Source organism: Priestia sp. JV24, assembly GCF_025910025.1.
Taxonomy (GTDB): Bacteria; Bacillota; Bacilli; order Bacillales; family Bacillaceae_H; genus Priestia; species Priestia megaterium.
Map to the genome: position 1 here is coordinate 482293 of NZ_JAPCIN010000020.1, position 26804 is coordinate 509096.

Consider the following 26804-nt stretch of genomic DNA (forward strand, 5'->3'; position numbering starts at 1 on the left):
GAAGAGATTTATACATGTGGTTGAGACATGAAAAAAGCCCAACTCTAATCAGTACGGGCTTCTTCCTCCACCTATTGTGTTTTTTTAAACGTTACCATCCAGCTACAAATCCATCCGTTCGTGATTCACTTCCTCCGCATAGCACGCCGCTTTCAGGATCTCTCCAAATAATCTGTCCGCGCCCAAATGCCATTGAATCAACAGCTACTTCAATTTTATGTCCTTTTCGTTCAAGCGCTTGTGCTACGTGTGAGGGAAAAGCTGGCTCCACAAGCACCGTTTTATCTTTTTTCCACTGCCATCTTGGCGCGTCTAAAGCGGCTTGAGGATGAAGCTGAAAGTCAATCGTATTCATGACAACTTGCATATGTCCCTGCGGCTGCATAAAACCTCCCATCACGCCAAACGGTCCTACGGGCTGATTATTTTTAGTGAGAAAGCCTGGAATAATGGTATGAAACGTTTTTTTATTAGGAGCAAGGCAGTTATCGTGATCAGGGTCCATTGAAAAATTGTGGCCGCGGTTTTGCAAGGCAATTCCCGTTTCTGGCACAACGATTCCAGAACCAAAGCCCATATAATTACTTTGAATAAGTGAAACCATGTTTCCTGCTTCATCAGCCGTTGCTAAATACACGGTTCCGCTTCCGACAGGTTCTCCCGCTTCAGGCTGAAGAGCATGTTCTTTTATAAGGCTGCGGCGATAGCTTGCATATGTATCAGACAGCAGCTCACTAACAGACACCCTCATTTTTGCTTCTTCCGTAATGTATTTTTCCCCGTCCGCAAACGCAAGCTTTATCGCTTCTATTTGTTTATGATACGTATCCACAGCGTCTTTTTCTTGAAGCTCAAAGCCTTTGACGATATTTAATGCCATTAACGCAATAAGCCCCTGACCGTTCGGAGGAATTTCCCATACATCATATCCACGGTAGTGAGCGGAAATCGGGTTCACCCACTCAGGCTCATAAGCAGCCAAATCTTCCTTGGATAAAAAGCCGCTATATTTTTTGCTGAATGCATCAATACGATCCGCAAGCTCGCCTTTATAAAACGCTTCTGCATCTGTTTCACCAATGAGCTGAAGCATACGGGCATGATGGATGGATGACCACATTTCCCCTGCTTTTGGTGCTCGTCCATTTGGGGCAAACGTTTGAAACCATGACTCAAATTCTTCGCTTGTATGTACTCGTTTGAACGTATCGTACGCTTGTTTCCATTGTTTCGCGAGAGTAGGCGCTAGCGGAAATCCTTCTTTGGCGTACTGAATGGCAGGCTGCAGTACTAGAGAAAGAGGCAGTTTGCCAAATCGCTTCGATAAAGCAGCCCGAGCAGCCGGAGCCCCGGGAACCGTAACGGGAATCATTCCGTCCTTAGGAATATCTCTGTATCCTTTTTCCTTTAGCGCATCAATGGAAATAGACTGCGGAGAAGGTCCACTAGCGTTTAGTCCGTACAGCTGATCATTTGTCCAAACAAGCGCAAACGCGTCTCCTCCGATTCCATTAGATGCGGGCTCTAATACAGTAAGGCTCGCTGCTGTCGCGATTGCTGCATCAATGGCATTGCCGCCTTTTTTTAAAATATCAAGGCCTGCCTGCGCTGCGAGCGGCTGAGATGTAGATACCATTCCTTTTTTTGCATAAACGGGAACTCGGTAAGATGGATATGGATGATAATGCGGATCATAGGTCATAAAAGCGCCCCTTTTTAGATATTTAAATTTTCTAAATAATATAACTTCTTTATTTTACCATATTCATAACGCATCGGCTTTTTTTATCTTAGAATGACATGACGTCTTTTACCTAAAATTGGTATACTGATAGAGTACAAGAATCGCCAAGGAGGATGATGTATGAAAAAAGTAAAAGCTGCCCTTCCACTCGCTGTTTCTTTAGCACTCGGACTTCAAGTACTCCCTATGTCCACTTCACCTGTTCAAGCTGAAGCAGCGGCAAATGCTGCCCATCATTCAGCAAAAGTTGAAGTCAAACGAGCAAACGCATTTTTAACGAATGTCGCCAACGGCAAAACAAAAGAAGCTAAGCGCTACTTTTCCCGCAGCCTGCAGTCCAAAATGAGTGAAGACAACCTAAAAACATGGTGGTCAGCTCTAACGGCTCAGTTTGGTTCTGTAAAAAAGATTGGTACATCTGTACAAGGTGAAGTCAATACCGTTCATCGAAATATAGAAATCCCAATTGAATTTGAACACGTATCAGCTACTTTAACCGTTCGATTTAGTCAAAATCGTCAAATTGATGATTGGCGAATCGTACCGGAGGAGCGCCAGTTTTCGTTTTCCAAACCGCCTTATGACACCCCTAAGAACTACAGTGAAAAACAGCTTTCAATCGGCAAAGCACCTTACGAACTTCCAGCAACGCTTACTCTTCCAACACGTTCAAAACATCAAAATGTACCCGTTGTCATATTGGTTCACGGATCAGGACCTTCTGATCAAGATGAAACGTTTATGAGCTTAAAGCCGTTTCGAGATCTGGCTTCTGGACTGGCTTCTCAAGGAATCGCCGTTTTACGCTACAACAAGCGTACATACGAACATACAGCTAAAATGTCCGGTGAAAGTAAAATAAACGTTGACGATGAAACAACGGATGATGCCGTACTCGCAGTCAAAGCAATGGCGAAACAAAAAGGTATCGACAGCCGCAATATTTTTATACTGGGACACAGTCAAGGCGGCATGATGATGCCCAGAATTTTAAAGCAAACGCAGGACAAAAGCGTGCGCGGCTCTATTTTACTTGCTGCACCGAGCCGCACACTTCCAGAGTTAATGCTTGAACAATTTGCCTATCTTGTATCGCTGAATCAGCTTCCAAAAGAGCAGCTTACTTTTTTTCAGCAGCAGTTTGCCATTTTACAAGACCCAAGCTTTTCGCCAGCTCAGCCGCCAAAAGAGTTCCTGCTTGGCACGCCTTATTTTTGGTATGACTTAGCTCACTGGCACCCTGCAGAAGTCGCAAAATCTCAGGATACGCCTCTGCTTTTTTTACAAGGAGCGCGTGATTATCAAGTAACGACGGAAGATTTTGAAGGCTGGAAACAAAGCTTATCTCAGCGTTCCAACACTTCTTTTAAGCTTTATCCAAAGCTCAACCACTTTTTCACAGAAGGAACTGGTGAAAAAAGCACGCCCGATGAATATGCTGTTTCAGCCAACATTCCTTCTTATGTCATTGATGATATTGTGAAATGGGTTCGTGAAACGCAAAAGTAAAGAAAAAAGAGCGGCTTTGTCCGCTCTTTTTTGTCTATTTCCTATTTAAGATGATATGCGACTGATCGGAAGAAGCGGTGGATTTTCTTCCTTTTCCCCAGCCTACAGCTTCCCGGTAACTTCCGAGCAGGTGCTGATTTATTACATGCTGTTCATTTACTTCTACAGTTTGTTCAGCTAAAGGCGTCACATATAAAGCATCTACCGGACAGTACAGTTCACACATAAAGCAAGTTTGACAATCAGATTGACGAGCTATGGAAGGAGCACCTCCCATTCGAGAGCGGTCAAAGACATTTCTTGGACAAACGGATACACAAAGATTGCAGTTAATACATCGGTCTTCACTAAGAAGCTCGATCATTAAATAACCCCCTTTACGTGATTAGAAGATTTTGTACTTAAGGGTCTCGCCCAGACTTCCTGCACCCCTCCGCTTAGAATGCGGTAGTGCTGCTTGGAATCCATAAACGGAAAATCGTCACGCCGGTGCATTCCTCGCGTTTCTTTTCTTTCTAATGCACTTGTATACATCCATCGCGCCGTTGCCGTCATGGCCGCAAGTTCTCGACTTCTCACAATGTTTCTTTCTTTATCATATACTCCATTCTTCAACTCATTCCACACGGCATTTAACTTCATAAGGGAATCTTGCAATCTTGCTCCTGAACGGAACCAGCTTCGATCATATGGAAAGACTTCGCGCTGAACCGATGCTATCATTTCCTTCGTATCAGCTGCATCAGAAGAAGCTACTGACTTTGTGATTCCTGACGCTTCTGATAAGCCTTTTGCATGTCGACTTCCGGCATTTTTCCCTTGCTTAACAGCAAATGCTGCCGCTGCTTTTCCTGACCAGCAGCCTGAAGAGATAGCCCACGCTGCATTATGGCTGCCTCCTCCGGTAAATCCTCCGCAGATTAATTCGCGCGTTGCCGCATCTCCGGCTGCATATAAACCTGGAATGTCGGTTCTACACGTTTCATCTGTAATGTGAATACCTCCTGTTCCTCTAACAGTTCCTTCAAAACGCAGGGTGATTGGAAACATTTGAGTAAAGGGATTTATATGAAGACGATCAAATGATAAAAAGAAATTTGGCTGTGATAAGCGCATGGCTTTTTGAATGCTTTCATCCGCTTTGTCCAGCCTTGCATAAACGGACTGGGCCATTAACGTTCTGGCAATGATGGAACGTCCTTTATGAGAACCGGCTCCTTCAATCACTGTACCGTCTTCATAATAAAATGTAGCCCATTTATAAAATGCAGATTTTGTGATTGGAGAAAAAGCTGGCGAAATCGAATAAGCATTTGAAAACTCCATACCTGAAAGGGCCGCACCTGCTTCTGTAGCTAACAAGTAACCGTCTCCTGTTAAAACATTTGTACCGAGTGCTCCGCTCAGAAATGCACACCCTCCCGTTGCAATCACAACTGCAGCAGCCTCCACTCTCCATGTTTCTTGCGTTTGATTATTGATTCCGCACGCACCTGCCACACCGTGTTCATCTGCAAGAAGCTCCAGTGCGGGGCTATGGTCCAAAATCTGAACGTCTGCTTTTTGAAGTTGACGCCGCATTAATCTCATATATTCAGGCCCTTGAAGAGTCGTTCGCTGAGAAATCCCTTTTTCATCTACTGGAAACGGATAGCCAAAATGAGCTAACTCATTTACTTGTTCAAACGTACAATCAAGCACTCGCTTCATCCAGCTTCTTTCCGCTAAATACCCTCCCAGCTCTTCCCTGCTTTTCATCGCGGTCATCTGTTCATCAGAAGTGGGCTTTACATACCAAACTCCTGTACCAGAAGGCGCAGTTGCTCCGCTCGTTCCGCAATATCCTTTATCAACAAGTACAGCTTTTGCACCTTCTTTAACTGCTTGCAGAGCTGCCCATGCACCAGCAGGGCCTCCTCCAATAATTAATACATCTGTATGAAAATGAAAGTCGGCAGTCATATACGGATCCTCCTCTTAAAATGTTTACGCTCTCAAAAACCTTATTAAGAAAAAAACTTACTTACTGTCCATTCGACTATTTTGCTCATCGCTAAATCTATACCAACTATTCTGTTCCAGAATCCAATTTTCCCATAGCAGCCGTTCAATAAAAAAGGAGACCAGTCCATTTGTTTCACCACAATGGTCTGGCCTCCAGTTGCCTAGTAGGCGCGTTTTTTCGTACAGCGTCAGCAATACCTAGTAATTCACTTTGTTTAATTATATATTAAAAGTTTATGCTAGGATTGTCAATGATTATGTTATTCTTAGAATTTATTTCGATTGTTCGTATCTCGTATTGACAACTCTATGAATTTTTTGGTAAATTAATCTCACTAAACGTATAGGAATTAAAAAAACCGACCAGACAACTGGAGGCTCTTATTCTTTTAAAAAGAATGAGAGCCTTTTTGTTTCCTGAATTATATGTAATACGATAAGGAGGTCAAGTATGGCAAGTGCTCAACCACACGTAATTCAATCGCGTCAAGACATTATCAACTTTGTTAATTCAAATCCAGTTACCTCTAAAAGCTGGAAAATCATTTTAGTAGCGTTAGGCGGCATTTTTGTCGATGCCTATGACTTTACCAGTCTTGGAATTGGAGCTGATCAGTTAAAAGAACAGTTTAACCTTTCTCCTGCCGGTCTTGGAAGTCTTACAGCTATTATGGCCCTTGGCGCTTTGTTAGGAGCCACTGTAGGAGGATACTACACGGACAAATTCGGCCGCAACAAAATGTTTTTAATTGATTTATTTTTTATGGTCTTCTCCGCTCTTGGCGCTGCTTTAGCAACTGATTTAGTTTGGTTGTTTATCTTTCGGTTTTTAATGGGCGTAGGCGTAGGGCTAGATGTTCCGGTAGCGCTCAGCTTTATTGCAGAGTTCAGCAATTTAAAGAAAAAAGGTCAATACGTGAACTTGTGGTGTCCCCTGTGGTATGTGGCTGCAACTGTTACTGGACTTGTTGTTCTCCCTTTTTATCTGCTTGGGCAGCATGAAGATATTTGGCGCTGGTCGGTAGGATTTGGAGCTGTTGCTGCACTAATCGTGCTAATTTTGCGCTACCGCTACATGGATGAAAGTCCGATGTGGGCCGCTCATCACCTTCCGCTTAAAGAAGCGGTCAAAGTGTTAGAGAAAACCTATGACATACAAGTCACAGTGGCTAAAAATGCAAAAGAAGAACCATTATCTCGTTCAAAAAAACTGTCTTACAAAGCTATTTTCCAAGGGAAGTATCGGGCTCGGACATTTCTAGCTTCCATCATTACGGCTACTCAAAGTATGCAGTACTTTGCCGTTGGCTTCTATATCCCAACCATTTCTACGCTTATTTTTGGCAAAGGAATGATTTATGCAATTATCGGTACTCTTTTCTTTAATTTATTTGGGATTATTGGCGGCTTTACACAATCACGGCTAACTGAGCAAGTCGGTATAAGAAAGCTTGCCATTACAGGCTATACCATTTGTTCTTTAAGCTTAGTCCTGATGGGGCTCACAGGCGATACACATTTTATTGCGCTGCCAATTTTATTTATTGCTTTATTTATTTTCGGTCAATCTTTTGGACCCGGAGCGCAAGGGATGACGATGGCTACTCTTTCTTACCCGACTGAACTGCGAGGGCTAGGCTCTGGATGGGGGCAAGGAACAACGCGTATTGGCAGTATTTTAGGTTTTTACTTATTTCCGGTTGTCCTTTCAATTGGCGGGATCTATACGACGTTTCTGGTTCTTACAATCGTTCCCGTTATTGGGCTGATCGCGACGATTCTTATTAAGTGGGAGCCTATTGGCACAGATGTCGAAAAAGAAGAAGAGCAAGAATTTGAAAGCGATAAAAGCTTTAGTAAAAAAAGTGAGGTCTATCACTAGCTATAATCCTAGTAAAAACGGAAAACACCTTCAAGTGCAGTGTGCTTGAAGGTGTTTTTTGTTAAAGGTCGATAAAATACATACTCGTAAAAGGCTATGCAAAGCGCCCCATCACTACCGTGTTATAGTACTTGCCGTCAGACAGCACCTTATCATTTTTTAATACTCCTTCTATTTCAAACCCGAACTTTGTATATAAATCAATCGCTTTTTTATTGGTCTCTAACACATTTAACGTCATTTTCTTCATGTCCGCGCTATCTGCCCACAGTATGGACTGCTGTAAAAGCTCTTTGCCAATTCCGTATCCCCAATGTTCTTTTGCGATGCACACGCCAAACTCTACTTTATGAGAAAATCGTTTCAATTCGTTGCCTTGGCACCTTGAAAATCCGACGATTTCATTATGTACGCTTGCTACTAAAAATAAGTTTCGTTTACTTTCTGTGTCACGTTGAATAAGTTTTTTAAAATCGGATTCTTCCATACATCCTTCCCCTGGTTCACGATCTAAGTTTTCCGTTTCTCCGTCTAGCTGAACTCTAAGGTGAGACAGTTCGTGTGCATCGCTGGTGTCAGCTGAACGAATGATGTACTGAAGTCCTTTTACATTATAGATTTGCTGGTTGATGACCATCGTATTCCTCCAAGCGTCTTTCATAAATCTATCAATTGAATTTAATTTCCTTTAATATAAATATTATACATAAAGAAAGAGAGCTGAACGAGTTGCTTTGGTTACTGCTTTTAATTCTATACGGCATTTACAAGTTCTATAAATCAAGAAGATCTCTAACGAAGTTTGACCATTTTTATGAGAAAGCGTTTGAGCTAGAAGAAAAAAAGCGATATGAAGATGCTCTTGATATACGCAATCAAGGGATCGAACTCCATACCCTTACCGATTTAGAACGAGCTGATTTACATTTAGCAAATGGGCGTATGCTTTTAAAACTAAAGCAATACGAAGAAGCAACAAAACACTACGATGCCTCATTTAAGCTAGCAAAATATGAAAAATTCCCTTACTCAGAAGGATTTGACGAAGTCATTGAAGCTTACTTGTATGCAGGGCGTAAAGAAGATGCGCTGATAATAACCAACGACATGTTAAAACGGCAAAGCTATGTTCAAAAATTTAAAAAGCTAGAGCCTTTAAAAGAAAAGCTTCTTTCATATGAAGATTCATGGTAAAATTAAACAATTGAAAGCGTATTATTAAGAGCGACTGAGGTGAACGTAATGGTCATAACCGTCATTGTAGGAGTGCTGGGTTTAATTGGTTTAATTGCAGCAGGTTTTGCGACGAATTATAAAGATACGAAGTAAGGATACATAAAAAAGAACAAGAACCAAATAGGTTCTTGTTCTTTTTTTAACGAGCCAACAGCTTTTCTGTTATGCGCAAAAACATCTTTACGCCAATTTCAAGCGAGTCTTCATCTACCGTAAACTTCGGATGATGATGAGGGTATACGATGCCTTCTTCTTCATTTCGTGCTCCAATGTTAAAAAACGCCCCTTCCGTTTCCTGCAGGTAAGCTGAAAAATCTTCTCCTCCCATTTTAGGAGACAGCGTTTTAACCCGTTCTTTTCCATATTCTTCGATAGCTGTTTCTTCAATTAAACGCGTAATTTCTTTAGAGTTAATGACAGGATGATAGCCTTTTTCATATGTGAAGGTGTACTCTGCACCGTAGGCTTCTGTTAGTCCTTTGACGATACGGTCAATTTGTGCCGGAACTTTTTCTCGCAGAGCCGCGTCAAAGCTGCGAACGGTTCCGTTCAGCTCCACTTTATCAGGAAGTACGTTGTGCGTAGTTCCACCGTGGAATTGTGTAACCGATACGACTAATTTATCGATTGGATTCGTCGTTCTTGAAACAATCGTTTGAAGGTTTGTCACAATTTGCGCTCCTACAACGATAGCATCAACTGCTTCATGAGGTGCTGCGGCGTGTCCTCCTTTTCCTTTAATCGATATGTTAAACGTGTCAGGCGAAGCCATCATAGGACCTGCAAGCACGCCGATTTCTCCGACGGGAAGACCAGAATTCAAATGCGTACCAATTACGTAATCCACCCCTTCCACCACGCCTTCTTTCACAAGCTCCTGCGCTCCTCCCGGCAGCAGCTCTTCTGCGTGTTGAAAAATCAAGCGAATTTCTCCTTTAAATTCATTTCCTAACTGAGAAAGAACAGAAGCTACTCCTAATAAAATAGCCGTGTGACCGTCATGTCCGCATGCATGCATCACGCCTTTATGAACAGAAGCAAATGCAAACGTGTTTTCTTCTTCAATCGGCAGCGCGTCCATATCCGCTCGAATCGCAACTACTTTCCCCTGCTCTTTTCCTATTAATCTAGCCACCACGCTTGTTGGTGTAGGACGCGTAATGATAAAGCTTCCAAACGAACGAAGCGTATCTTCAACGTACTGAGCCGTTCGATGCTCTTGAAACGATAATTCAGGATAGCGATGAAAATGTCTTCTCCACTCAATTACCTGCTTCTTTAAGCTTTCTGTGACGCTGTATTCACTGATTGATTTGACTGTCATAAACAAACTCCCCCTTTGTTTGACTATATCGATTGGCTGGAACGGAGAGATTTAAATTTCCGCGCAGCGTATCGCTTTCATATGAAGTGTCGTAAAGCCCATGCTCCTGTAAGATAGGCACCACTTTTTCCACAAATTGATGAAACGTCTCGCTCATAAAAGGACGAAGCACAAATCCATCCGCTGCTTCTTGCTCATGCCATTTTTGCATTTCATCCGCAACGTGTTCAGGTGTCCCTGAAAACGGCGAACGCGGCAATATTGTTTCAAGCGCCACTTGTCTTAACGTTAACTTGCGAGCAGCCGCCGCTTGTTTAATTTTATTTGTCGTGCTTTGAAAGGCATTGGCTCCGATATCCCCTAACTCTGGAAACGGTGCGTCTACGTCAAATTGATGAAAGTCGTAGTCATCAAAAAAACGAGATAGATATGTAATGGCATGATCAATTGGAATTAAAGCGGCAAGCTCTCTATATCTTCTTTCTACATCTTCCTCGCTATCTCCTATAATTAAATCAATACTTGGAAAAATGAGAAGCTCTTTGGGATTTCTTCCGTGATTTTTTGCTCTATTTTTCATATCTTGATAGAATGCCCGCGCTTCTTCTAGTGTATGTGCATTTGTATAAATCGCATCGGCATTCTCTGCTCCGAATTCTCTTCCTTTTTCTGATGAACCTGCTTGAAACACAACCGGATGTCCCTGCTTTGAACGAGCAATATTTAACGGCCCTTGAACTTGAAAATGTTTACCTTTAAATCCAAGCGTATGCATTTTCTTTGGATCAAAAAACTGCCCGGTTTCTTTTTGATAGATAAAAGCATCGTCTTCCCATGAATCCCACAGTCCTTTTACTGCATCGAGATGCTCTTTTGCAATTTCGTATCGCTCGCTGTGATGAGGAAGATATCCTCTGCTGTGATTGCGCGCTGCCCCTTCTTGCGGAGAAGTAACTACGTTCCATCCCGCTCTCCCGCCGCTTATATGATCAAGAGACATCAGCTGACGAGCGATTGTAAAAGGCTCACTGAAACTTGTTGAAATCGTCCCGACTAGTCCGATGTGACTCGTAGAAGCAGCGAGAGCTGACAGCAGCGTAATTGGCTCAAAACGATTTAAAAAGTGAGGAATAGACTTTTCAGATATGGCTAATCCATCTGCAATAAAGACAAAGCTGAACAGTCCTTTTTCCAATATACGCGCTTGTTTCTTATAAAACTCAATATTAATGCTCGCATCAGGCTCTGCGTCCGGATGTCTCCATCCATCCGTCGTATTTCCAAGGCCTTTAATATTTGCTCCTAGCTTTAGCTTTCTTTTTTCACTCAACGTATACTTCCTCCTTTTTACGACAAATAAAAAGAGATGCTTTGATTGTTCAAAGCATCTCCAGTCGTCTGGTCGATTGTTTTTAAACGGCTATTTATTTAGAGCAAAATAGCTGTTGACCTCTCATTTATTTAGCTTATTTGAATAGTATACTCACTATTCCTATAAGTCAAGTTTGTTTTTAGTTAAAATAAATGATCTCTTCTTTCTTTAACTAAACTTAATTACGATTTCATTCTTTTTAAATTTCTTAAAACTCATTTTGACTATCGGAATAACCGGTGATATAACTATATGTACATTCAGCATCCATACTGCCTGTCAGGCTACTGAAGGCTCTTATCTTCTCTTCAACTTGAAGCGAGATAAGAGCCTTTGGCATTTAAGGAGTTGAATGTTTAACCCAGCTCATTTATTTTCACTATTTAACTAAGGAGGCGTTACATATGAGTTTGCAATTTGCTTATTGGGCTCCGAACGTAAGCGGAGGTCTTGTCATTTCCAACATTCCTCAAAAAACAGAGTGGTCATTTGAAGCGAACAGCCGGTATGCGCGAATTGCCGAGCAGGTGGGCTTTGATTATGTTCTCTTGCAAACTAGGTTTTTTGCAAGCTACGGAGCTGAAAATCAACTAGAAGCTGCGACTCTCGCTTCTGCTTTGGCCGCCACTACTAAAAAAATCAACATTATTACAGCAGTTCTTCCGGGGCTATGGCATCCCGGCGTATTTGCTAAAATTATTTCGACTATTGATCATATCAGCAGCGGACGCGTCTCTGTGAACGTTGTAAGCGGCTGGTTTAAAGGCGAATTTAACGGCTACGGCGAACCATGGCTAGATCATGATGAGCGCTACCGCCGTTCTGAAGAATTTATTAACGTGCTTCGAGAGCTATGGAAAAACGAAACGACTACGTTCAAAGGAGACTTTTACCGATTAAATGACGCACCGTTAAAACCAAAGCCTCTTCAGCCGCCAAAAGTATTTCAAGGAGGAAACTCTAAAGCAGCCCGTGAAATGGCAGGCCGAGTATCAGACGTTTATTTCATGAACGGCAACTCGATTGAAAACTTAAAAAACCAAATTGAAGATGTAAAAGCAAACGCAAACGGCCGTGATATTCAATTCGGTGTGAACGGGTTTGTCATTGTCCGTGAAACAGAAGAAAAAGCAAAACAAGTGCTAAAAGAAATTGTGCTACAAGCGGATAAAGAGGCCGTTGAAGGGTTTGAAAGTCAAGTGCAATTTGCGGGAAAAGCTTCTCCTCAAGGTGAAGGCATGTGGGCAAACTCTTCATTTGAAAACTTAGTTCAGTACAATGATGGCTTTCGAACTGGCCTTATCGGAACGCCCGAACAAGTCGCCAATCAAATTATCGAACTGAAAAAAATCGGCGTGGATATTATTTTGACAGGCTTTTTACATTATGAAGAAGAAATCAAAACGTTTGGCGAAACCATCATTCCGCTCGTAAGACAAAAAGAACAGGAGCTAAAAGAAAAAGCGGGCGCATTATAAATAGTTTATCGTAACAAACATTAAAATTTTTGGAGGTATGTTATGTCAGTCGAAGTTTCTGCACGTCCTTTATACAATCAATCAACGCGCGCTTATTACGCGTCCATCCGCGAGAAAATCACTTCTCTTGTAGATGAAGTGATCCGGCCTAATGCAGCCCTTACAGATGAAGAAGGCGTTTTTCCACGAAAAAATTTAGAAGCGCTTATTAAAGCCGGCTGGGGAAACATTCTTGTACCAAAGGCATACAGCGGCTTAGAACTTGATCACGTGGCTTTTGCGATTGTAGCTGAAGAAATTGCAAAAGCTTGTGCTTCCACTGCTTTGGTTTACGTGATGCATGTCGGAGCAATTCAAACTATTACGCTGTACGGAAACGACGATCAAAAGAAACGCTGGTTGCAACCAATTGACCAAGGACTGATTGGTACGTACTCTACAAGTGAAAAAGCCTCAGGAGGACACTGGTGGTACAACTTCAGTCAAGCGCAGCGAAATGGCGAAGATTATGTAGTTAATGCTGACAAATCCTTTACTACGAGCGCCGGGCAAGCTGATTTTTATATCGTCCAAACACGCAGTCCTGAAGCACAAGAAGCAACGGATATTAGCTTTTTTATTGTAGATGGAAAATCAGACGGCATCACCGCAAGTCCATGGGAAGCGCTGGGCGTTCGCGGCAATCACAGCGGTCCGATTTCTTATAAAAATGTACACGTGCCAAAAGAAGATCTTCTAGGCAGTGAAGAAACAGGGAAAGAAATCGTCTTAAACGGCGTTTCCCCTATTTATTTAATTGGCCTTGGTTCTGCTTGGCTTGGCGTAGCGGAACATGCGCTAGAGCTTGCGGTTAACCATGCAACGCGAACGATTCACCGCGATTTTAATAACCAGCTTAGCGACTATCAAGTCATTCGCCAGCAGATTGCCGAAGCAAAAGTCCTCATTGAAAGCACCAAACCATGGCAAATTGACTTGGCAGAACAGCTTGATATTTTACAAGCTGAACAAAAAGCACAGGGTGTTCTTACCCTTCCGCTGACTGAATTTAAAGTTCATGCTTCAGAAGTAGCCAACAAAGCAACGCGAATTGCATTGGATGTAAGCGGCGGATACGGCTATAAAAAAGGCCCTATTGAACGCTTGTTTCGAGATGCCAGAGCGGGCATTGCTATGGGTCCTTCTAATAATATTGCCAGAGAATGGATCGGAAAGAATCTTGTAGGACTTCCGCTTGAACTTTGGATTAAAGGAGGAGAGTAAAGTTTAATATCGTAAAAAAAGAGAATCCTCTATAGAGATTCTCTTTTTAAATTTTTTAACGTAACAACTACACTCCCTATTTTATGTCCGGTTTCTACATACTCATGAGCTTCTGGAATTTGTTCTAAAAAGTAGCATCTATCAATCACTGATTTTATCCTCCCTTCTTCCATCAGCTTTTTAAGAAGTAATAAATCTTCCGTCTGCACTTTGGCAATTCCTTGCCCTTCGACTGAAACAAAGCGTCCATTTAAGGCTAACGCTCCCTTGCACTGATTTTTTGTGATTTTTCCAATAGCATCAAAAATAAGATTATATCTTTCTTCTTTTTTATTAAAATCTTCGTTTTGGTAGTCGATGACGTAATCTGCTCCTAAAGATTTTACTAGTTCACTATTTTTAGCACTGCACACGCCTGTCACTTCAGCTCCGTAATAGCTCGCAAGCTGTACAGCGGCAGTTCCTACAGCACCTGAAGCACCGTAGATAAGCACTTTTTGCCCGGCTTGAATGTTTCCTTTTCTAAAAAAATGCAGCGCCGTCGTGCCTCCGAAAGAAATAGAGGCGGCTTCTTCATGGGTTACATTCTCTGGCTTTACGGCTATCGTCCCCTTTTCTGGTAAGCAGATATATTCCGCATATCCTCCGAACTTCATGCCTGTCATCGCAAAAAGCTGGTCGCCTTTTTTGAAACGCGTTACGTTCTTTCCGACGTCCTCTACTTCTCCGGCCAGCTCTACGCCTAGTATTGATTTTCTAGGCTTCCGTAATCCTAAAACTATTCGCATTGGAAGCCATAACAGCAGTGGACTGTTAAAGCTCCTCACTCTGCAGTCGCCCGATGTGACCGTGGTGGCATGAATTTTTATCAGTATTTCATTCTCTTTTGGAATAGGCTTTTCCACTTCTTCAAGCTGAAGAACATCTGGTTTACCATACTTTGTACATACCATTGCTTTCATAACAGCTCTCCTTTTTTCACTAGAGTTCAATATATGTTTATAAACTATGCTCGTCGAAAGCTATTCTTTCACATTTTATAAAGAACGCTGGTGAATCTACTATCACATATGGTAAATAAAAGGATATTGCTATAAAATAAGTATAAAAACAGAAAGCGTGGTACGTGTTATTGTTTAAACTTCTTTTAATTGAAGACGATGTAACGCTGTTTAACGAACTGAAAGAACGGTTGGAGCAATGGTCTTATGATGTTTACGGCATCCGTGATTTCAGTAACGTTATGCAGGAGTTTAGCGAGGTAAAACCTGATTTAGTTATTATGGATATTCAGCTGCCGAAATATGACGGATTTCACTGGTGCAGAATGATTCGTTCTCATTCAAAAATCCCTATTATTTTTCTATCTTCACGTGATCATCCTTCTGATATGGTAATGTCTATGCAGTTTGGAGCAGACGACTTTGTGCAAAAGCCGTTTCATTTTGATGTGCTTGTAGCAAAAATACAGGCCCTTCTCCGCCGCGTGTATAATTACAGCGTTGAACAAGTAAACCTTCTTTCATGGCAAGGAGCTACGATTGATTATGAAAAAAACAAAATATCAACCGAATCTACAGCTATTGATTTAACCAAAAATGAAATCTTTATTTTAAAATGCCTAATACAAAAAAAGAATACGATTGTAAGTCGAGATGAACTGATTAATAGTTTGTGGGAAGATAAACGGTTTATCAGTGATAATACGCTGACGGTAAACGTCAATCGCCTGCGAAAAAAATTAGATGAAATTGGACTGGGAACTTTTATTGAAACAAAAGTCGGCCAAGGCTACGTAGCGATTGAAGAGGAACGCTATGATTAAACTCTTTATTCGCGAGCGTCTAAGCTGGATTCTTTTCTTTTTTATGATGCATCTTTTTATGCTTTTTATCGCTTATATTGATAGCTCCATTCCTGTGTCTTCGATTCTTTATATCGTGTTTATATCATCAATTGTCTTTCTTATTTTTTGCGTCTTCCGCTATCATAAAGAAACGAAATTTTATCAAGGGTTAAAAGATGAAGAGGATTTCTTTGATTCTTCTACTCTTTCTCATCCGCTGCGCCCCTTTGAAAAGATTGTTCAGCGAAATCTGATGCAACAATTAGAACAAGCGAAAAAAGATGGCGTGCAGACTCAGCTGTACGTGACGCAGGAAAAAGATGAACTGTTAGCTTGGATTCACGAAATTAAAACGCCGTTAACTGCGATGCATTTAATAATTGAAAGCTTAGAAAATCGAGAAGTTAAAGCAAACTTGACGTTCGAGTGGCTACGTATTCATTTTTTACTTGATCAACAGCTGCATCAAAAGCGCATTTTCTTTATCCAAAATGATATGTATATTGAACATCTGGATTTAGAGTCCCTTATTTTCACTGAAATCAAAACGCTGCAAGCTTGGTGCATGCAAAAAAATATTGGGTTTGATGTGGACCTACAGGCAGAACGTGTACTGTGTGATGCAAAGTGGCTTTCGTTTATTATGAGACAGCTGTTAACAAACGCAGTTAAGTACAGTGAAGAATCTGATGTGATGATTAGAAGCTACGAGCACCGCGGTCAAGTATACATCGAGGTAAAAGATAACGGACGGGGCATTTCTCCTCAAGATATGCCGCGCATTTTTGAGAAAGGTTTCACCTCAACTACGCAGCATGAAGACGGCCGCGCTACAGGCATGGGTCTGTATCTCGCTCAAAAAGCGGCGCACGCTCTTTCGATTCATATTGGCGTGCAGTCTGCTCTTAATGAAGGCACAACTTTTACACTTGCCTTTCCTAAATCAAATGATTTTGTGGATATGAAAAGCATGTGACAAAAATGTCACATGCTTTCGTTATTTGTTCGGTGAATCAAAGGAAAACGAAAGTCCCTTTTTTTATAATAAACGTATCAGATCAAAGGAGTGAGTACATATGAACATATTAGAAGCAACTAATATTCATAAAAGCTACGGAAATAAATTTAATAGACAAGAAGTATTAAAAGGCGTAGACATTACGATTATGAAAGGAGAATTTGTAGGAATTATGGGCGCTTCAGGCTCAGGCAAGACGACTCTTCTGAACGTGCTTTCCTCCATTGATAAAATCAACGGCGGAACCATCAAAATCGAAGGAAATGAAATTAGCAGAATGAAAGAAAAGCAGTTAGCAAACTTCCGAAAAACACATTTAGGCTTTATTTTTCAAGACTATAACTTGCTCGATACGCTGACAGTGAAAGAAAATATCCTCTTGCCTCTTTCTGTTGCAAAAACTCCTTCAGCAGTAGCTCACAAAAAATTTGATGCGCTGGCCAAACAGCTCGGCATCTATGAGCTGAAAGACAAATATCCAAGTGAAATTTCCGGGGGACAAAAACAGCGTACTTCCGCTGCAAGAGCCTTTATTCATGAGCCAAGCATGATTTTTGCTGATGAACCCACAGGTGCTCTTGATTCAAAAGCAGCCAGCGATTTGTTAAACAAACTGACCGATCTTAATGACAAAAGAAGTGCAAGTATTGTGATGGTAACGCATGACCCAGTGGCAGCCAGCTATTGCAGCAAAGTCATTTTTATAAAAGACGGACAAATTTATACGCAGCTGTACAAAGGGGATCAAACGCAAAAAGCCTTTTTTGACGATATTATGAAAACTCAAGGCGTGCTAGGCGGAGTTCAACATGAACATTAATCAGCTGATTTTCCGAAACTTCAAAAAGAATGTAAAAAACTATTATTTATACGTTTTTGCGCTGATGTTCAGCGCAGCTTTATATTTTGCTTTTGTAACGCTGCAGTATGATCCGGCTCTTGATGCAACCAAAGGTTCCATTAAAGGAGGCGCAGCGGTTCGGGCCGCTTCTGTTTTACTTGTAGCTATTGTTTCTATCTTTCTATTATATGCAAACACGATATTCATCAAGCGGCGCAGTAAAGAAATTGGCTTATTTCAGCTGATTGGCATGACCAAAACAAAAATTTTCCGTATTTTGACCGTTGAAAATTTTATGTTGTATTTTGCCTCACTGATTGTCGGCATTTTAATCGGGTTTTCGTTTTCAAAAGCGGTCATTATGATTTTGTTTAAAATCACGGATACAAAAGGCATTGCCAAGCTTCATTTTTCTGAAGAAGCCTTGATTCAAACGCTGATTGTGTTCGGCGCTATTTATTTGCTGATTATGACGATGAACTATCTTTTTATTAAAAGACAGACCATTTTGGCTTTATTCCGAGTTACTTCATCGACAGAAGGCAAAACAAAAAAAATCAGTATACTTGAAATTATTATTGGAATTCTTGGCATTATTTTTATCGCTTCAGGCTATTATATTTCTGCCAAGTTGTTTGATGGATCTTTTACAAGCATGAATGCTTTAGCAATCGCCATGATATCTATTTTAGCTTTAGTTATCATAGGTACTTACTTGTTTTATAAAGGCTCCGTTCGTTTTCTATTAAATCTCATGCGAAAAAGCAAAAATGGCTACTTGACGATTAACGACGTATTATCTCTTTCTTCCATTATGTTTCGGATGAAATCAAACGCGTTATTACTAACGGTTATTACGACTGTATCCGCTCTTGCTATCGGTTTTTTATGCTTGAGCTACATTTCCTATTACTCTGCTGAAAAGTCGGCCGGAGATTATGTACCTAATGATTTTGCTATCAATAATTCAAAAGACGCTGCTTCGTTTAAAGCCGCGCTGGATCGAAAGAAAATAGCCTACACGGAAAAAAAGATCGACGTCATCCAAGTAAAAGCAAACGTAAAAAACATTCTAGAAAATGATTTGGAAAGTCCAATGGTGGACTCGTCCGCTATGACGATTCCAATGATTAGTGAAAAATCCGTTAGTGGTGTAGATGTAGCTCCAAACGAAACCTTGTTTACCGGCTATAATAATATGCTTCAAAAAACAATGGCCTTTAAAGATTCAGGGCGTATTGAGCTAAAAGGTAAGCAAAAAGTAATTCCACAAAAGTTTGTAGGATTAAATCGAAAGTTTCTTCTACCTATTTATTTTACAGGAGGCGGTTTACCTACTGCGATTGTTGATAATTCCATATTTAATAAGTTTAAACAAGACGCAGATCCTTCTATTCAAAAAGAATCTTCTCTCTACACTGGAATAGATATATCAAAAGAAGATGACCTACCAAAAGCAAATGAGCTTTTCGGAGAGATGAAATTCAGCGATAATAGCTTAAATAACTCACGTATAGAAATGGCAGCGAGTCAAAAACAAAATATGGGTCTAATCATGTTCATTGTTGCTTTTCTAGGACTGGCATTTTTAATTACATCGGGCTGCATTCTTTATTTTAAACAAATGGACGAAAGTGAAGATGAAAAGCCGAACTATACAATTCTTAGAAAGCTCGGCTTCACCGAACAAGATTTATTAAAAGGCATTAAAATAAAGCAGCTCTTTAATTTCGGCATACCTTTAATCGTAGGCTTGCTTCACAGCTATTTTGCCGTGCAATCCGGCTGGTTCTTGTTTGGAACGGAGGTTTGGACACCAATGATTATTGTCATGATTGTCTATACGGCACTCTACTCTATCTTTGGTATTTTATCTGTTCTTTACTATAAAAAAATTATTAAAGAAGCTCTTTAAAGATAAAAAGCACAAGCTATAGCTTGTGCTTTTTATCTTTATATGCCATTAATTGCTGGTATTTTCTTTATTTCCCTGACTGGCTGCATGTAAAAAACTTTCTAGTCGCTTTTTGACAAACGGCCACTCGTCGTCAATTACACTGAAGATAACCGAATCTCGTACGTATCCATCAGGTAAAACCATATGTTTTCTGCTGATGCCTTCCTGGGTAGCCCCTAACCGTTTAATAGCAGCTCTGGACCTATTGTTTCGCACATCCGTTTTGAATTGAACGCGGTGAAGCTTCAGCTCTTCAAAACAGTATTTTAATAATAAATACTTACACTCCGTATTAACCCGGGTGCGCCACACGGATGGATGATACCACGTCCACCCTATTTCTACGCTTTTGTTGGGAAGTGATATATCTAAAAATCTTGTGCTTCCTACAATCGAATGTGACTCTATATCAAACACAGCAAAAGGCAGCTCTCTTCCCTCTTGCTTGGTTTTTAAAGCACTTTCAATCAGCCGTTTCATATCACTTAGACTATGAACTTTTATCGGGAGATGCTCCCAAATTTCTTTCGGTTTTGCAGCTTCATATAATTCTTGTTCATGTATTTTTTCAAGCGGCATTAGCTTTACCGCTGTTCCTGCAAGCTCAACTGACTGTAACATAACCTCGCTCCTTTTCGATACATTTAAAGTAAATGTTAATACGTGTATATGTACTGAAAAAGGGTCAGTTTCTGCTTATTGGAGGGTATCACTTTCAGCATATATATCTATTAATCAGCTAAGTGTTTTTTGAGAAACTCACTTATTGTTTGGAAGGCTTGGTCCGCTGATTCTTTATTAAAGGCTTGTGAAAAAGGATTCATAAAACCATGACCACCATAAAACTTTTTGATTTCCAAAAGCGGCTCTCTTTTTTGGACTAGTGAGTTTGTTAAACAGTCTACATCAAATGTTTGCTCTTCAGCAGGAAAAATAAGAAGAGTTGGGCAAACAGGACTTCTATTTACATAATCTCTAATACGTGATCCGTAACAGCCAATCACAAAGTTACACAAATTGTTTTCACTGCATAGCCACGACATTGTTGCTCCTACACTGAAGCCTATAACTCCTACTTCTTCATATTCTTGTTTTAGTTGAATTAACATGTTAGTAATTTGTCTTGAACCCTCATCCATACCAATGTTTTGAACAAAGTTTTGATAAGCCATTCCTTCTTCTTTATAGCTATAAGGAACGTCGTTAGATAATAAATTAGGACAGATAATATCTGCCTCTAACTTAGATAATTTCTCTTTCATAAAATTCATATGATCGTTCACACCGTATATTTCATGAATTAATAAAATTGCTTTATTTGATTTTTCCATTCTTTTTATAAAACAGTCGTTTCCTTTGTCAATTCACGATGCAATACGTCTCCCATGCGCTTCATGCCTTCAACGATTTGTTCAGCAGACATATTAGAATAATTCAAGCGCAGCGCATTGTTTCTTGTGCCGTTTGGAAAGAATGGCGTTCCAGGCACACAGGCTACGTTATTTTTTAGACATTCTGAAAAGATATGTGCTGAATCGATTCCTTGGGGCAGTTCCACCCAAATAAACAATCCGCCTTCTGGCTTACTGTAAGACAAATTCTCCGGAAAAAATTCTTCGATGCACGATAGCATTTGGGTACATCGCTCTTTGTATACGGCTTTAATTTTTTGAATGTGCTCTTCGATATCATAAAGCTCCATGTACTTAGCCGTTACGCGCTGAGCAAAGCTGTCCGTATGCAAGTCAGCCACTTGCTTAAACGCCACGTACTTATCAATGAAAGCTTCGTCTGCACATACCCAGCCGATTCGAAGACCGGGTGCAAAAATTTTAGAGAATGTGCTGATGTAAATCACTCTGTTTTCTGTATCAAAATGCTTAACCGGCGGCAGCGCTTCTCCTGCAAATCGGACTCCTCCGTACGGATTATCTTCTACAATCAGCACGTCGTATGCGTTCGCAAGTTCGATCATTCGCTGACGTCTTTCTCGCGTTAAGGTGCGCCCTGTAGGATTTTGAAAATCAGGAATCGTATAAATAAATTTAGCCTGTGGATTTTCCTGAAGCTTTTTCTCTAGCTCTTCCATAATCATTCCATCTTCGTCCATGTCTACTTCTACAAACGTCGCATTGTAGGATTTAAATACGTTAATGGCCGCTAGGTACGTTGGGCTTTCACAGATTACCACGTCTCCGTCATTAAGGAACAGTCTTCCGGTAAGATCGATTGCCTGCTGAGATCCGGACGTAATTAAAATGTTCGAAATCGTGGACTCAATGCCGATGTCCTGCATTCGTTTAGAAATTGCTTCTCGTAAAGGGATATACCCCTCTGTTGTACTATATTGAAGCGAAGCGGCTCCGTCTTCACTTAATACGGCGCGGCACGCATCGTTCATTGCTTCAACGGGAAATAGCTCCGGTGCTGGAAGTCCTCCTGCAAACGAAATGACTTCTGGTCGTTCCGTTACTTTTAAGATTTCACGCGTTTCAGAGGATTTTACAAGACTAGCTCGTTGGGCAAATTTATCTTTCATTGATGATCATTCCTTTTCTAGATTTTAAACTTTTAATAACGAGTTAATTATTCGAATAGTCAGAAAAATTAAAACAAAAACCTTCCCTATGAGCTCAGGCTTCTTTTAAGCCTTGGAAGATGCCTTTTTAATAGACAACCAGCATCTGCTTGCTCTCTGACTCTTCATTTCTTCTTGATGTCACGTTCTCCTTTCGGTACATATTTTTCTTATTCACTATTTGTAATACAAATCAAAGGTCGTACGATAAATATGGCCTTGTATTTAATGTATGTTAAAAAGGATAACATAAAAATCAAATAAATAAACAATAAATTCTATAAATTCTTAATTTTTTATGCAAATATATTTATCTTAGTAAATTATTTTGTAAGATCCCTTCCCTTTTCATTGACCTTCCGTGTAAAACCCTTTATAATCCTTATTAAATCGATAAGGTTTAAAGGTTTTAGTACAGGAGTGATAAAAAGTGAAATGGCTTCATTTGCTGTTTAATGAACGATGCCCTAAATGCAAGCAAGTGTTAAATACATCAAAATCCAATGCGCTTCGCTCTACTGTTGTAAAAGTATGTCCGTCTAACCACTATCAAAAAGAATTTCATCCTGCGCTTGAAATGTTTGTGGAAAGTGATGAAGTACTATAAAAAAAGCTAACGCTATGGATTCCCATAGCGTTAGCTTTTTTTTATAGCAGCCCCCACCAAATCTTAATTGCCGTTGCTAAAATTAAACCGGCAAGGATCCACTGAAGCACTTTTGTATTCATTTTCTGCCCCACTTTTGCACCGATTGGAGAGGCAATCAGGCTTGCACCAACTAAAATAAGTGCAGGGATGAACGGGACTTGGTGAGTGACCAGTTTTCCAACCGTTGATCCAATAGAGGAAATAAAGGTAACGGCTAGTGAAGTTGCGATGGTAATCCGAGTTGGGATTTTAAGCACTACGAGCATGACAGGAACTAAAATAAAGGCTCCTCCTGCTCCTAACACTCCTGCTACGGCTCCGATAAGCAGCGATAAAATAGAAGCTAACCCTTTGTTAAATTGAAGCTCGTCACTTTTAATTCCATCTAAGTTTTTCTTTGGAATAAACATCATAATAACCGCAATAAGAGCTAAAACCCCGTACACAACGTTTAATCCTTCTTCACTCATATAATGCGAGCTATAGCTTCCGAGCATACTTCCAATTAGAATGTTGCTGCCCATATATATAATTAATGGTTTGTTTAAAAATCCGCTTTTTCGATACGCCCATACGCCGCCTATTGTCGCAAAAAACACTTGAATAGCTCCTGCACCTGAGACTTGATGAGCCGTTAATGCTCCTACTCCTACTAATGGAGGAATATATAACAGCATCGGATAATTAATAACAGACCCTCCAATACCGACCATACCGGAAATAAACGACCCAATAAATCCAATAAGAAAAAGCGTGATGATAAATGTAAGATCCATCTATAGTCGCTCCGTTTCATATAAGGAAAGGGTACCTTTTACAAGAGATACCCTTTTCGTCCATTATTTCTTATCCTTTTTTAATCCAAAACTTAAAAACGTCGCCTTCTTCTGTATGAAGAAGCTCGTGACCACCAGATTTTGCCCAGGCTGCAAGATCGTTTTTTGCCCCTTTATCCGTTGCATGAATTTCTAACACTTGACCTGCTTCTAGTTCATTCATTGCTTTTTTTGTTTTAACAATCGGCATTGGACATGCCAGCCCTTTTGCATCTAGTACTTTAGTTGATTCCATTTCTCTCTCTCCTTTGTTTAGGTTTTAGCGAATCGCACAGCGGTTTGGTCCAATTTCCATTTCACGCTGTTTTTCTTCATCTGGACTTACTTTGCCCATATTGGTTTCACGGATTTCTTGATATGCATTTGGCTGCGGCGGTAAGTTATCTGTTACTAAGTGTCTGAATTCTGCTTCGTCTTTAATGTTTAATCCGTGATTTTCTGCAAACAAAGTACCTAACTTTTCAGCTACGCTGCCGTTATCATTTAGCTCATCAATAATCATAAAATGAGCTGGCAATACGATTAACTCATCTGATAATGCTTTATAGCGTTTATAAAGCGTCTCGCGCAGATCGCCTACCCAGTCTTCAGCCATACCAGCTAAATCAGGACGTCCAATTGAATCGATGAACAAAATATCACCTGAAAGTAAGTATTGATCATCTACGATGAAAGAAGTTGATCCAATCGTATGCCCCGGTGAATAAAGAGGCTGAATCGTAATCGCTGTGTTACCAATCACGACATCACTGCCTTCTTCTAAAGCCTTGTAGTCAAAAATCACTTCTTCTGCATCTTTTGGAGGCAGCCAGTAAGCTGCATTTGTTGCTTCAGCAATAACTCTTCCTCCTGAAATGTGATCTGCATGAAGGTGAGTATCAAACACATGCTTAACTGTGACACCAAGTTCTTTGGCAAAGTTAATATACACATCCGCCATACGCGTCGCATCAATAATAGCCGCTTCACCGTTCGATACGACCATATATGATAAGCATCCTTTACCGATACGAACAAACTGATAGACCTCTCCGCCATCTTTCAAATCGCCGACTTTAACAGGCTCTAAATATTCACTCCACGCTTTCATACCGCCTTTAAGGTAAGATACGGTAAGACCCGCTTCTGAAAGCATGTCAGCTACCATCACTGATGAACCTTCTTTGGCGCAGACAACTACTACTTCTTTATCAGAAGGGATTTTTTCTAAGATTTCTTCTACTCCGTCTAAAAGATCGAAATACGGCACGTTTAAATGCTGAAATTGATGACCTTCAATTTTCCAATCGCTAAAATCACTTTCGTTACGAACGTCCAAGATAAATAACGCTTCTTTATTGATAATTTTAGCTGTAACTTCTTTTGCAGTAAGAACATGTACTGTCATATTAAAATACCTCCTTAGGTATATAAAATATCAAAATTTTTTAATTCACTATGATTCATTAGTTATTCTACTTTACCTGTCCAGTCACGCATACCAGGAACCACGTTAACTAAGTGTTTAAATCCTTGCTTTTTCATCGTTTGCCCTGCCATTTCACTTCGTCTTCCAGAGTGGCAAATAATATAAATTTCATTCTCTTTATTTAGCTCATTCGAACGTTTTTCTACTTCACCAAGCGGAATATGAACTACACCTGGAATATGAGCTTCATCGTATTCTTCTACTTCACGAACGTCTAAAATATGAAGATGTTCATCATTTTCTACTCTTTGCGCAAATTCTTCTAATGAAATTTCAGGAATTGGCGTTACGTTTTCTTCAGCTCCGCCTTTACGAAGAAAGTGATGAAGAACGTCACCTTCTGTCTCTGTACCTAAATACTCATGACCTGTGCTTTTTGCCCACGCTTGTAAGTCAGCCGTAGAGCCTTTATCTGTTGCTTGAATTTCCAGTACTTGACCTGCTTCTAATTCATTCATTTTCTTCTTTGTTCTCACAATTGGCATTGGACATGCTAGCCCTTTTGCATCTAATACGAAGTTTGCTTGCATCATTTCTTTTTCCTCCTTGGTTTAAATACTAGTAGGGGTATGTTTTTATCTAAAAAAATTAGACCGTTTCCCCTTTCCACTCCATCATTCCGCTGGTCATATTCGTTACACTGTAGCCTTGCTGCTCAAGAAAACGAGCTGCCATTCCGCTTCTGCCACCAGAACGACAGACAACAATATAATTCTTTGCTTTATCTAGCTCATGCATACGGAATTCCAATAAAGGAAGCGGAATATTTAACGCGTTTGGTATTTTACCTGTTTTTACTTCCTCTACTTCACGCACGTCTAAAATATGAACTTGTTCTTGCTTTTTTACTAATTGTTCTACTTCTTGTGCTGCTATTGCCTTCACCCTGCGTCTCCTCCTTCTTGATTTATCTCCACGTATTCATGCCGCCTTTAACGTTGGTGATAGATGTAAAACCTTGCTTTTTCAACAGTTTACTTGCTTTCATACTTCTCATGCCGCTTTGACAAATAACGACTACTTCTCTGTCTTTTGAAAGCTGGCCTGTTTGCGCTGGCAGTTCTGACAAAGGAATGTTTCGAAATCCTTTAATATGTTTGGTACGAAATTCATGCGGTGTTCGCACGTCGATAAACTGGTTATTTTTATTTTTTAACTTTGCTTTTAACTCCGTTGTGGCTATTTGCTGAATACCTTTTACTGGTGCAAAACGCTGATACAAAAACCACAGCAGAAAGACGATAATAAGCGCATTGATAATCATATTGACCCTCGCTTCATGAGCTATCTTTTAGATGAATAAGTTTACGTTTCCGTCTTCTGCGTCGGCTAAATACGCCGCTACGCCTGCATATTCAATATTATCTAGGAGCTCATTTTCCTGTAACCCTAGAAGATCCATCGTCATTGTACAAGCTACTAGCTTCACGTCTTGTTCCTGTGCCATTTCGATAAGCTGCGGCAGCGTTAGGGCATTATGCTTTTTCATGACATTTTTAATCATTTTAGGTCCCATACCTGCAAAGTTCATTTTAGATAAGCCCATTTTATCCGCACCGCGAGGCATCATTTTACCAAACACCTTTTCTAAAAATCCTTTTTTCACCGGCACCATTTCTTCTTTACGAAGCGCATTCAATCCCCAAAACGTATGGAATATCGTCACTTCATGGTCATAAGCAGCCGCTCCGTTAGCAATAATATAAGCTGCCATTGCTTTGTCATAATCACCGCTAAATAATACAATTGTTGTTCGTTTCTTTTGCTCAGTCATGTTGTTCCTCCTATTACCCTATGCG

General features: G+C 40.4%; 27 protein-coding genes. 10 read left to right on the forward strand and 17 right to left on the reverse strand.

What is annotated here, in order from left to right; genetic code table 11:
* Positions 1–91: 91 nt before the first annotated feature.
* On the reverse strand, positions 92–1702 hold the full coding sequence (locus OK414_RS17725; protein ID WP_263045283.1) for a gamma-glutamyltransferase family protein: 1611 nt from the start codon (positions 1700–1702) through the stop codon (positions 92–94).
* Positions 1703–1864: 162 nt separating this feature from the next.
* Here OK414_RS17725 and OK414_RS17730 point away from each other — a divergent pair, with 162 nt between their 5' ends.
* Entirely contained in the window at positions 1865–3253 is a 1389-nt protein-coding gene (locus tag OK414_RS17730) for an alpha/beta fold hydrolase (RefSeq protein WP_263045284.1), read from the forward strand.
* A gap of 34 nt (positions 3254–3287) precedes the next feature.
* Here OK414_RS17730 and OK414_RS17735 read toward each other — a convergent pair whose 3' ends face one another.
* Entirely contained in the window at positions 3288–3617 is a 330-nt protein-coding gene (locus tag OK414_RS17735; protein ID WP_016764924.1) for a ferredoxin family protein, read from the reverse strand.
* Positions 3617–5215, reverse strand: a complete 1599-nt coding sequence (locus tag OK414_RS17740) for an FAD-binding protein (protein ID WP_263045285.1) — start codon at positions 5213–5215, stop codon at positions 3617–3619. Before OK414_RS17740 ends, OK414_RS17735 begins: the two co-directional genes overlap by 1 nt.
* 493 nt (positions 5216–5708) lie before the next feature.
* On the opposite strand from OK414_RS17740, the gene OK414_RS17745 reads away from it, so the two are divergent.
* Positions 5709–7139, forward strand: coding sequence for an MFS transporter (locus tag OK414_RS17745; protein WP_028409344.1), 1431 nt, complete (start codon positions 5709–5711; stop codon positions 7137–7139).
* A gap of 94 nt (positions 7140–7233) precedes the next feature.
* On the opposite strand, the gene OK414_RS17750 is transcribed toward OK414_RS17745, so the two are convergent.
* Positions 7234–7776, reverse strand: coding sequence for a GNAT family N-acetyltransferase (locus OK414_RS17750; protein WP_034650384.1), 543 nt, complete (start codon positions 7774–7776; stop codon positions 7234–7236).
* Positions 7777–7868: 92 nt separating this feature from the next.
* On the opposite strand from OK414_RS17750, the gene OK414_RS17755 reads away from it, so the two are divergent.
* Positions 7869–8333, forward strand: coding sequence for a hypothetical protein (locus OK414_RS17755; RefSeq protein WP_263045286.1), 465 nt, complete (start codon positions 7869–7871; stop codon positions 8331–8333).
* A gap of 181 nt (positions 8334–8514) precedes the next feature.
* On the opposite strand, the gene OK414_RS17760 is transcribed toward OK414_RS17755, so the two are convergent.
* A complete protein-coding gene (locus OK414_RS17760; RefSeq protein ID WP_034650381.1) occupies positions 8515–9699 on the reverse strand; it encodes a M20 family metallopeptidase in 1185 nt (394 codons plus the stop codon).
* Positions 9677–11029: an LLM class flavin-dependent oxidoreductase gene (locus OK414_RS17765; RefSeq protein ID WP_263045287.1), complete on the reverse strand. Its 1353-nt coding sequence runs from the start codon at positions 11027–11029 to the stop codon at positions 9677–9679. The genes OK414_RS17760 and OK414_RS17765 overlap by 23 nt, the downstream gene beginning before the upstream one ends.
* A gap of 446 nt (positions 11030–11475) precedes the next feature.
* On the opposite strand from OK414_RS17765, the gene sfnG reads away from it, so the two are divergent.
* The gene (gene sfnG, locus OK414_RS17770; RefSeq protein ID WP_034650374.1) at positions 11476–12549 is read left to right on the forward strand and encodes a dimethylsulfone monooxygenase SfnG; all 1074 of its coding nucleotides are present in this window, start codon (positions 11476–11478) and stop codon (positions 12547–12549) included.
* Positions 12550–12591: 42 nt separating this feature from the next.
* Positions 12592–13812 carry an acyl-CoA dehydrogenase family protein gene (locus tag OK414_RS17775; RefSeq protein ID WP_034650371.1) on the forward strand — a complete coding sequence of 407 codons (1221 nt, stop codon included), beginning with the start codon at positions 12592–12594 and terminating at the stop codon, positions 13810–13812.
* Positions 13813–13841: 29 nt separating this feature from the next.
* Here the strand turns inward: OK414_RS17775 and OK414_RS17780 are convergent, their stop codons facing one another.
* Positions 13842–14774 carry an NAD(P)-dependent alcohol dehydrogenase gene (locus OK414_RS17780; RefSeq protein WP_034650369.1) on the reverse strand — a complete coding sequence of 311 codons (933 nt, stop codon included), beginning with the start codon at positions 14772–14774 and terminating at the stop codon, positions 13842–13844.
* 170 nt (positions 14775–14944) lie between these two features.
* Here OK414_RS17780 and OK414_RS17785 point away from each other — a divergent pair, with 170 nt between their 5' ends.
* From OK414_RS17785 to OK414_RS17800, 4 genes are all read left to right on the forward strand, one after another.
* On the forward strand, positions 14945–15637 hold the full coding sequence (locus OK414_RS17785) for a response regulator transcription factor (protein ID WP_034655065.1): 693 nt from the start codon (positions 14945–14947) through the stop codon (positions 15635–15637).
* A complete protein-coding gene (locus OK414_RS17790) occupies positions 15630–16634 on the forward strand; it encodes a sensor histidine kinase (protein WP_263045288.1) in 1005 nt (334 codons plus the stop codon). Before OK414_RS17785 ends, OK414_RS17790 begins: the two co-directional genes overlap by 8 nt.
* 100 nt (positions 16635–16734) lie before the next feature.
* Positions 16735–17496: an ABC transporter ATP-binding protein gene (locus OK414_RS17795; RefSeq protein ID WP_034650363.1), complete on the forward strand. Its 762-nt coding sequence runs from the start codon at positions 16735–16737 to the stop codon at positions 17494–17496.
* Complete coding sequence (locus OK414_RS17800) at positions 17486–19432, forward strand: FtsX-like permease family protein (RefSeq protein ID WP_221788249.1); 1947 nt, start codon at positions 17486–17488, stop codon at positions 19430–19432. The genes OK414_RS17795 and OK414_RS17800 overlap by 11 nt, the downstream gene beginning before the upstream one ends.
* 48 nt (positions 19433–19480) lie before the next feature.
* Here OK414_RS17800 and OK414_RS17805 read toward each other — a convergent pair whose 3' ends face one another.
* From OK414_RS17805 to OK414_RS17815, 3 genes are all read right to left on the reverse strand, one after another.
* Entirely contained in the window at positions 19481–20095 is a 615-nt protein-coding gene (locus tag OK414_RS17805; RefSeq protein WP_263045289.1) for a GNAT family N-acetyltransferase, read from the reverse strand.
* A 110-nt stretch (positions 20096–20205) separates the two neighbouring features.
* Positions 20206–20745: a dienelactone hydrolase family protein gene (locus OK414_RS17810; RefSeq protein WP_263045290.1), complete on the reverse strand. Its 540-nt coding sequence runs from the start codon at positions 20743–20745 to the stop codon at positions 20206–20208.
* 65 nt (positions 20746–20810) lie between these two features.
* Positions 20811–22013 carry a PLP-dependent aminotransferase family protein gene (locus OK414_RS17815; RefSeq protein ID WP_095379159.1) on the reverse strand — a complete coding sequence of 401 codons (1203 nt, stop codon included), beginning with the start codon at positions 22011–22013 and terminating at the stop codon, positions 20811–20813.
* Positions 22014–22482: 469 nt separating this feature from the next.
* On the opposite strand from OK414_RS17815, the gene OK414_RS17820 reads away from it, so the two are divergent.
* Complete coding sequence (locus OK414_RS17820) at positions 22483–22659, forward strand: hypothetical protein (protein WP_016764944.1); 177 nt, start codon at positions 22483–22485, stop codon at positions 22657–22659.
* 41 nt (positions 22660–22700) lie between these two features.
* Here the strand turns inward: OK414_RS17820 and OK414_RS17825 are convergent, their stop codons facing one another.
* The 7 genes from OK414_RS17825 to OK414_RS17855 form a co-directional block, all read right to left on the reverse strand.
* The gene (locus OK414_RS17825; RefSeq protein ID WP_205661648.1) at positions 22701–23477 is read right to left on the reverse strand and encodes a sulfite exporter TauE/SafE family protein; all 777 of its coding nucleotides are present in this window, start codon (positions 23475–23477) and stop codon (positions 22701–22703) included.
* Between the two features lie 70 nt (positions 23478–23547).
* Positions 23548–23772, reverse strand: a complete 225-nt coding sequence (locus OK414_RS17830) for a sulfurtransferase TusA family protein (RefSeq protein ID WP_013058035.1) — start codon at positions 23770–23772, stop codon at positions 23548–23550.
* A 24-nt stretch (positions 23773–23796) separates the two neighbouring features.
* Positions 23797–24924, reverse strand: coding sequence for an MBL fold metallo-hydrolase (locus OK414_RS17835; RefSeq protein WP_205661649.1), 1128 nt, complete (start codon positions 24922–24924; stop codon positions 23797–23799).
* A 62-nt stretch (positions 24925–24986) separates the two neighbouring features.
* Positions 24987–25538: a sulfurtransferase TusA family protein gene (locus OK414_RS17840; protein ID WP_171776924.1), complete on the reverse strand. Its 552-nt coding sequence runs from the start codon at positions 25536–25538 to the stop codon at positions 24987–24989.
* 55 nt (positions 25539–25593) lie between these two features.
* Positions 25594–25890 carry a rhodanese-like domain-containing protein gene (locus tag OK414_RS17845; protein ID WP_205661650.1) on the reverse strand — a complete coding sequence of 99 codons (297 nt, stop codon included), beginning with the start codon at positions 25888–25890 and terminating at the stop codon, positions 25594–25596.
* Positions 25891–25912: 22 nt separating this feature from the next.
* Positions 25913–26269, reverse strand: coding sequence for a rhodanese-like domain-containing protein (locus tag OK414_RS17850; protein ID WP_071272720.1), 357 nt, complete (start codon positions 26267–26269; stop codon positions 25913–25915).
* Between the two features lie 27 nt (positions 26270–26296).
* Entirely contained in the window at positions 26297–26779 is a 483-nt protein-coding gene (locus OK414_RS17855) for a DsrE/DsrF/DrsH-like family protein (RefSeq protein ID WP_205661651.1), read from the reverse strand.
* Positions 26780–26804: the final 25 nt, after the last annotated feature.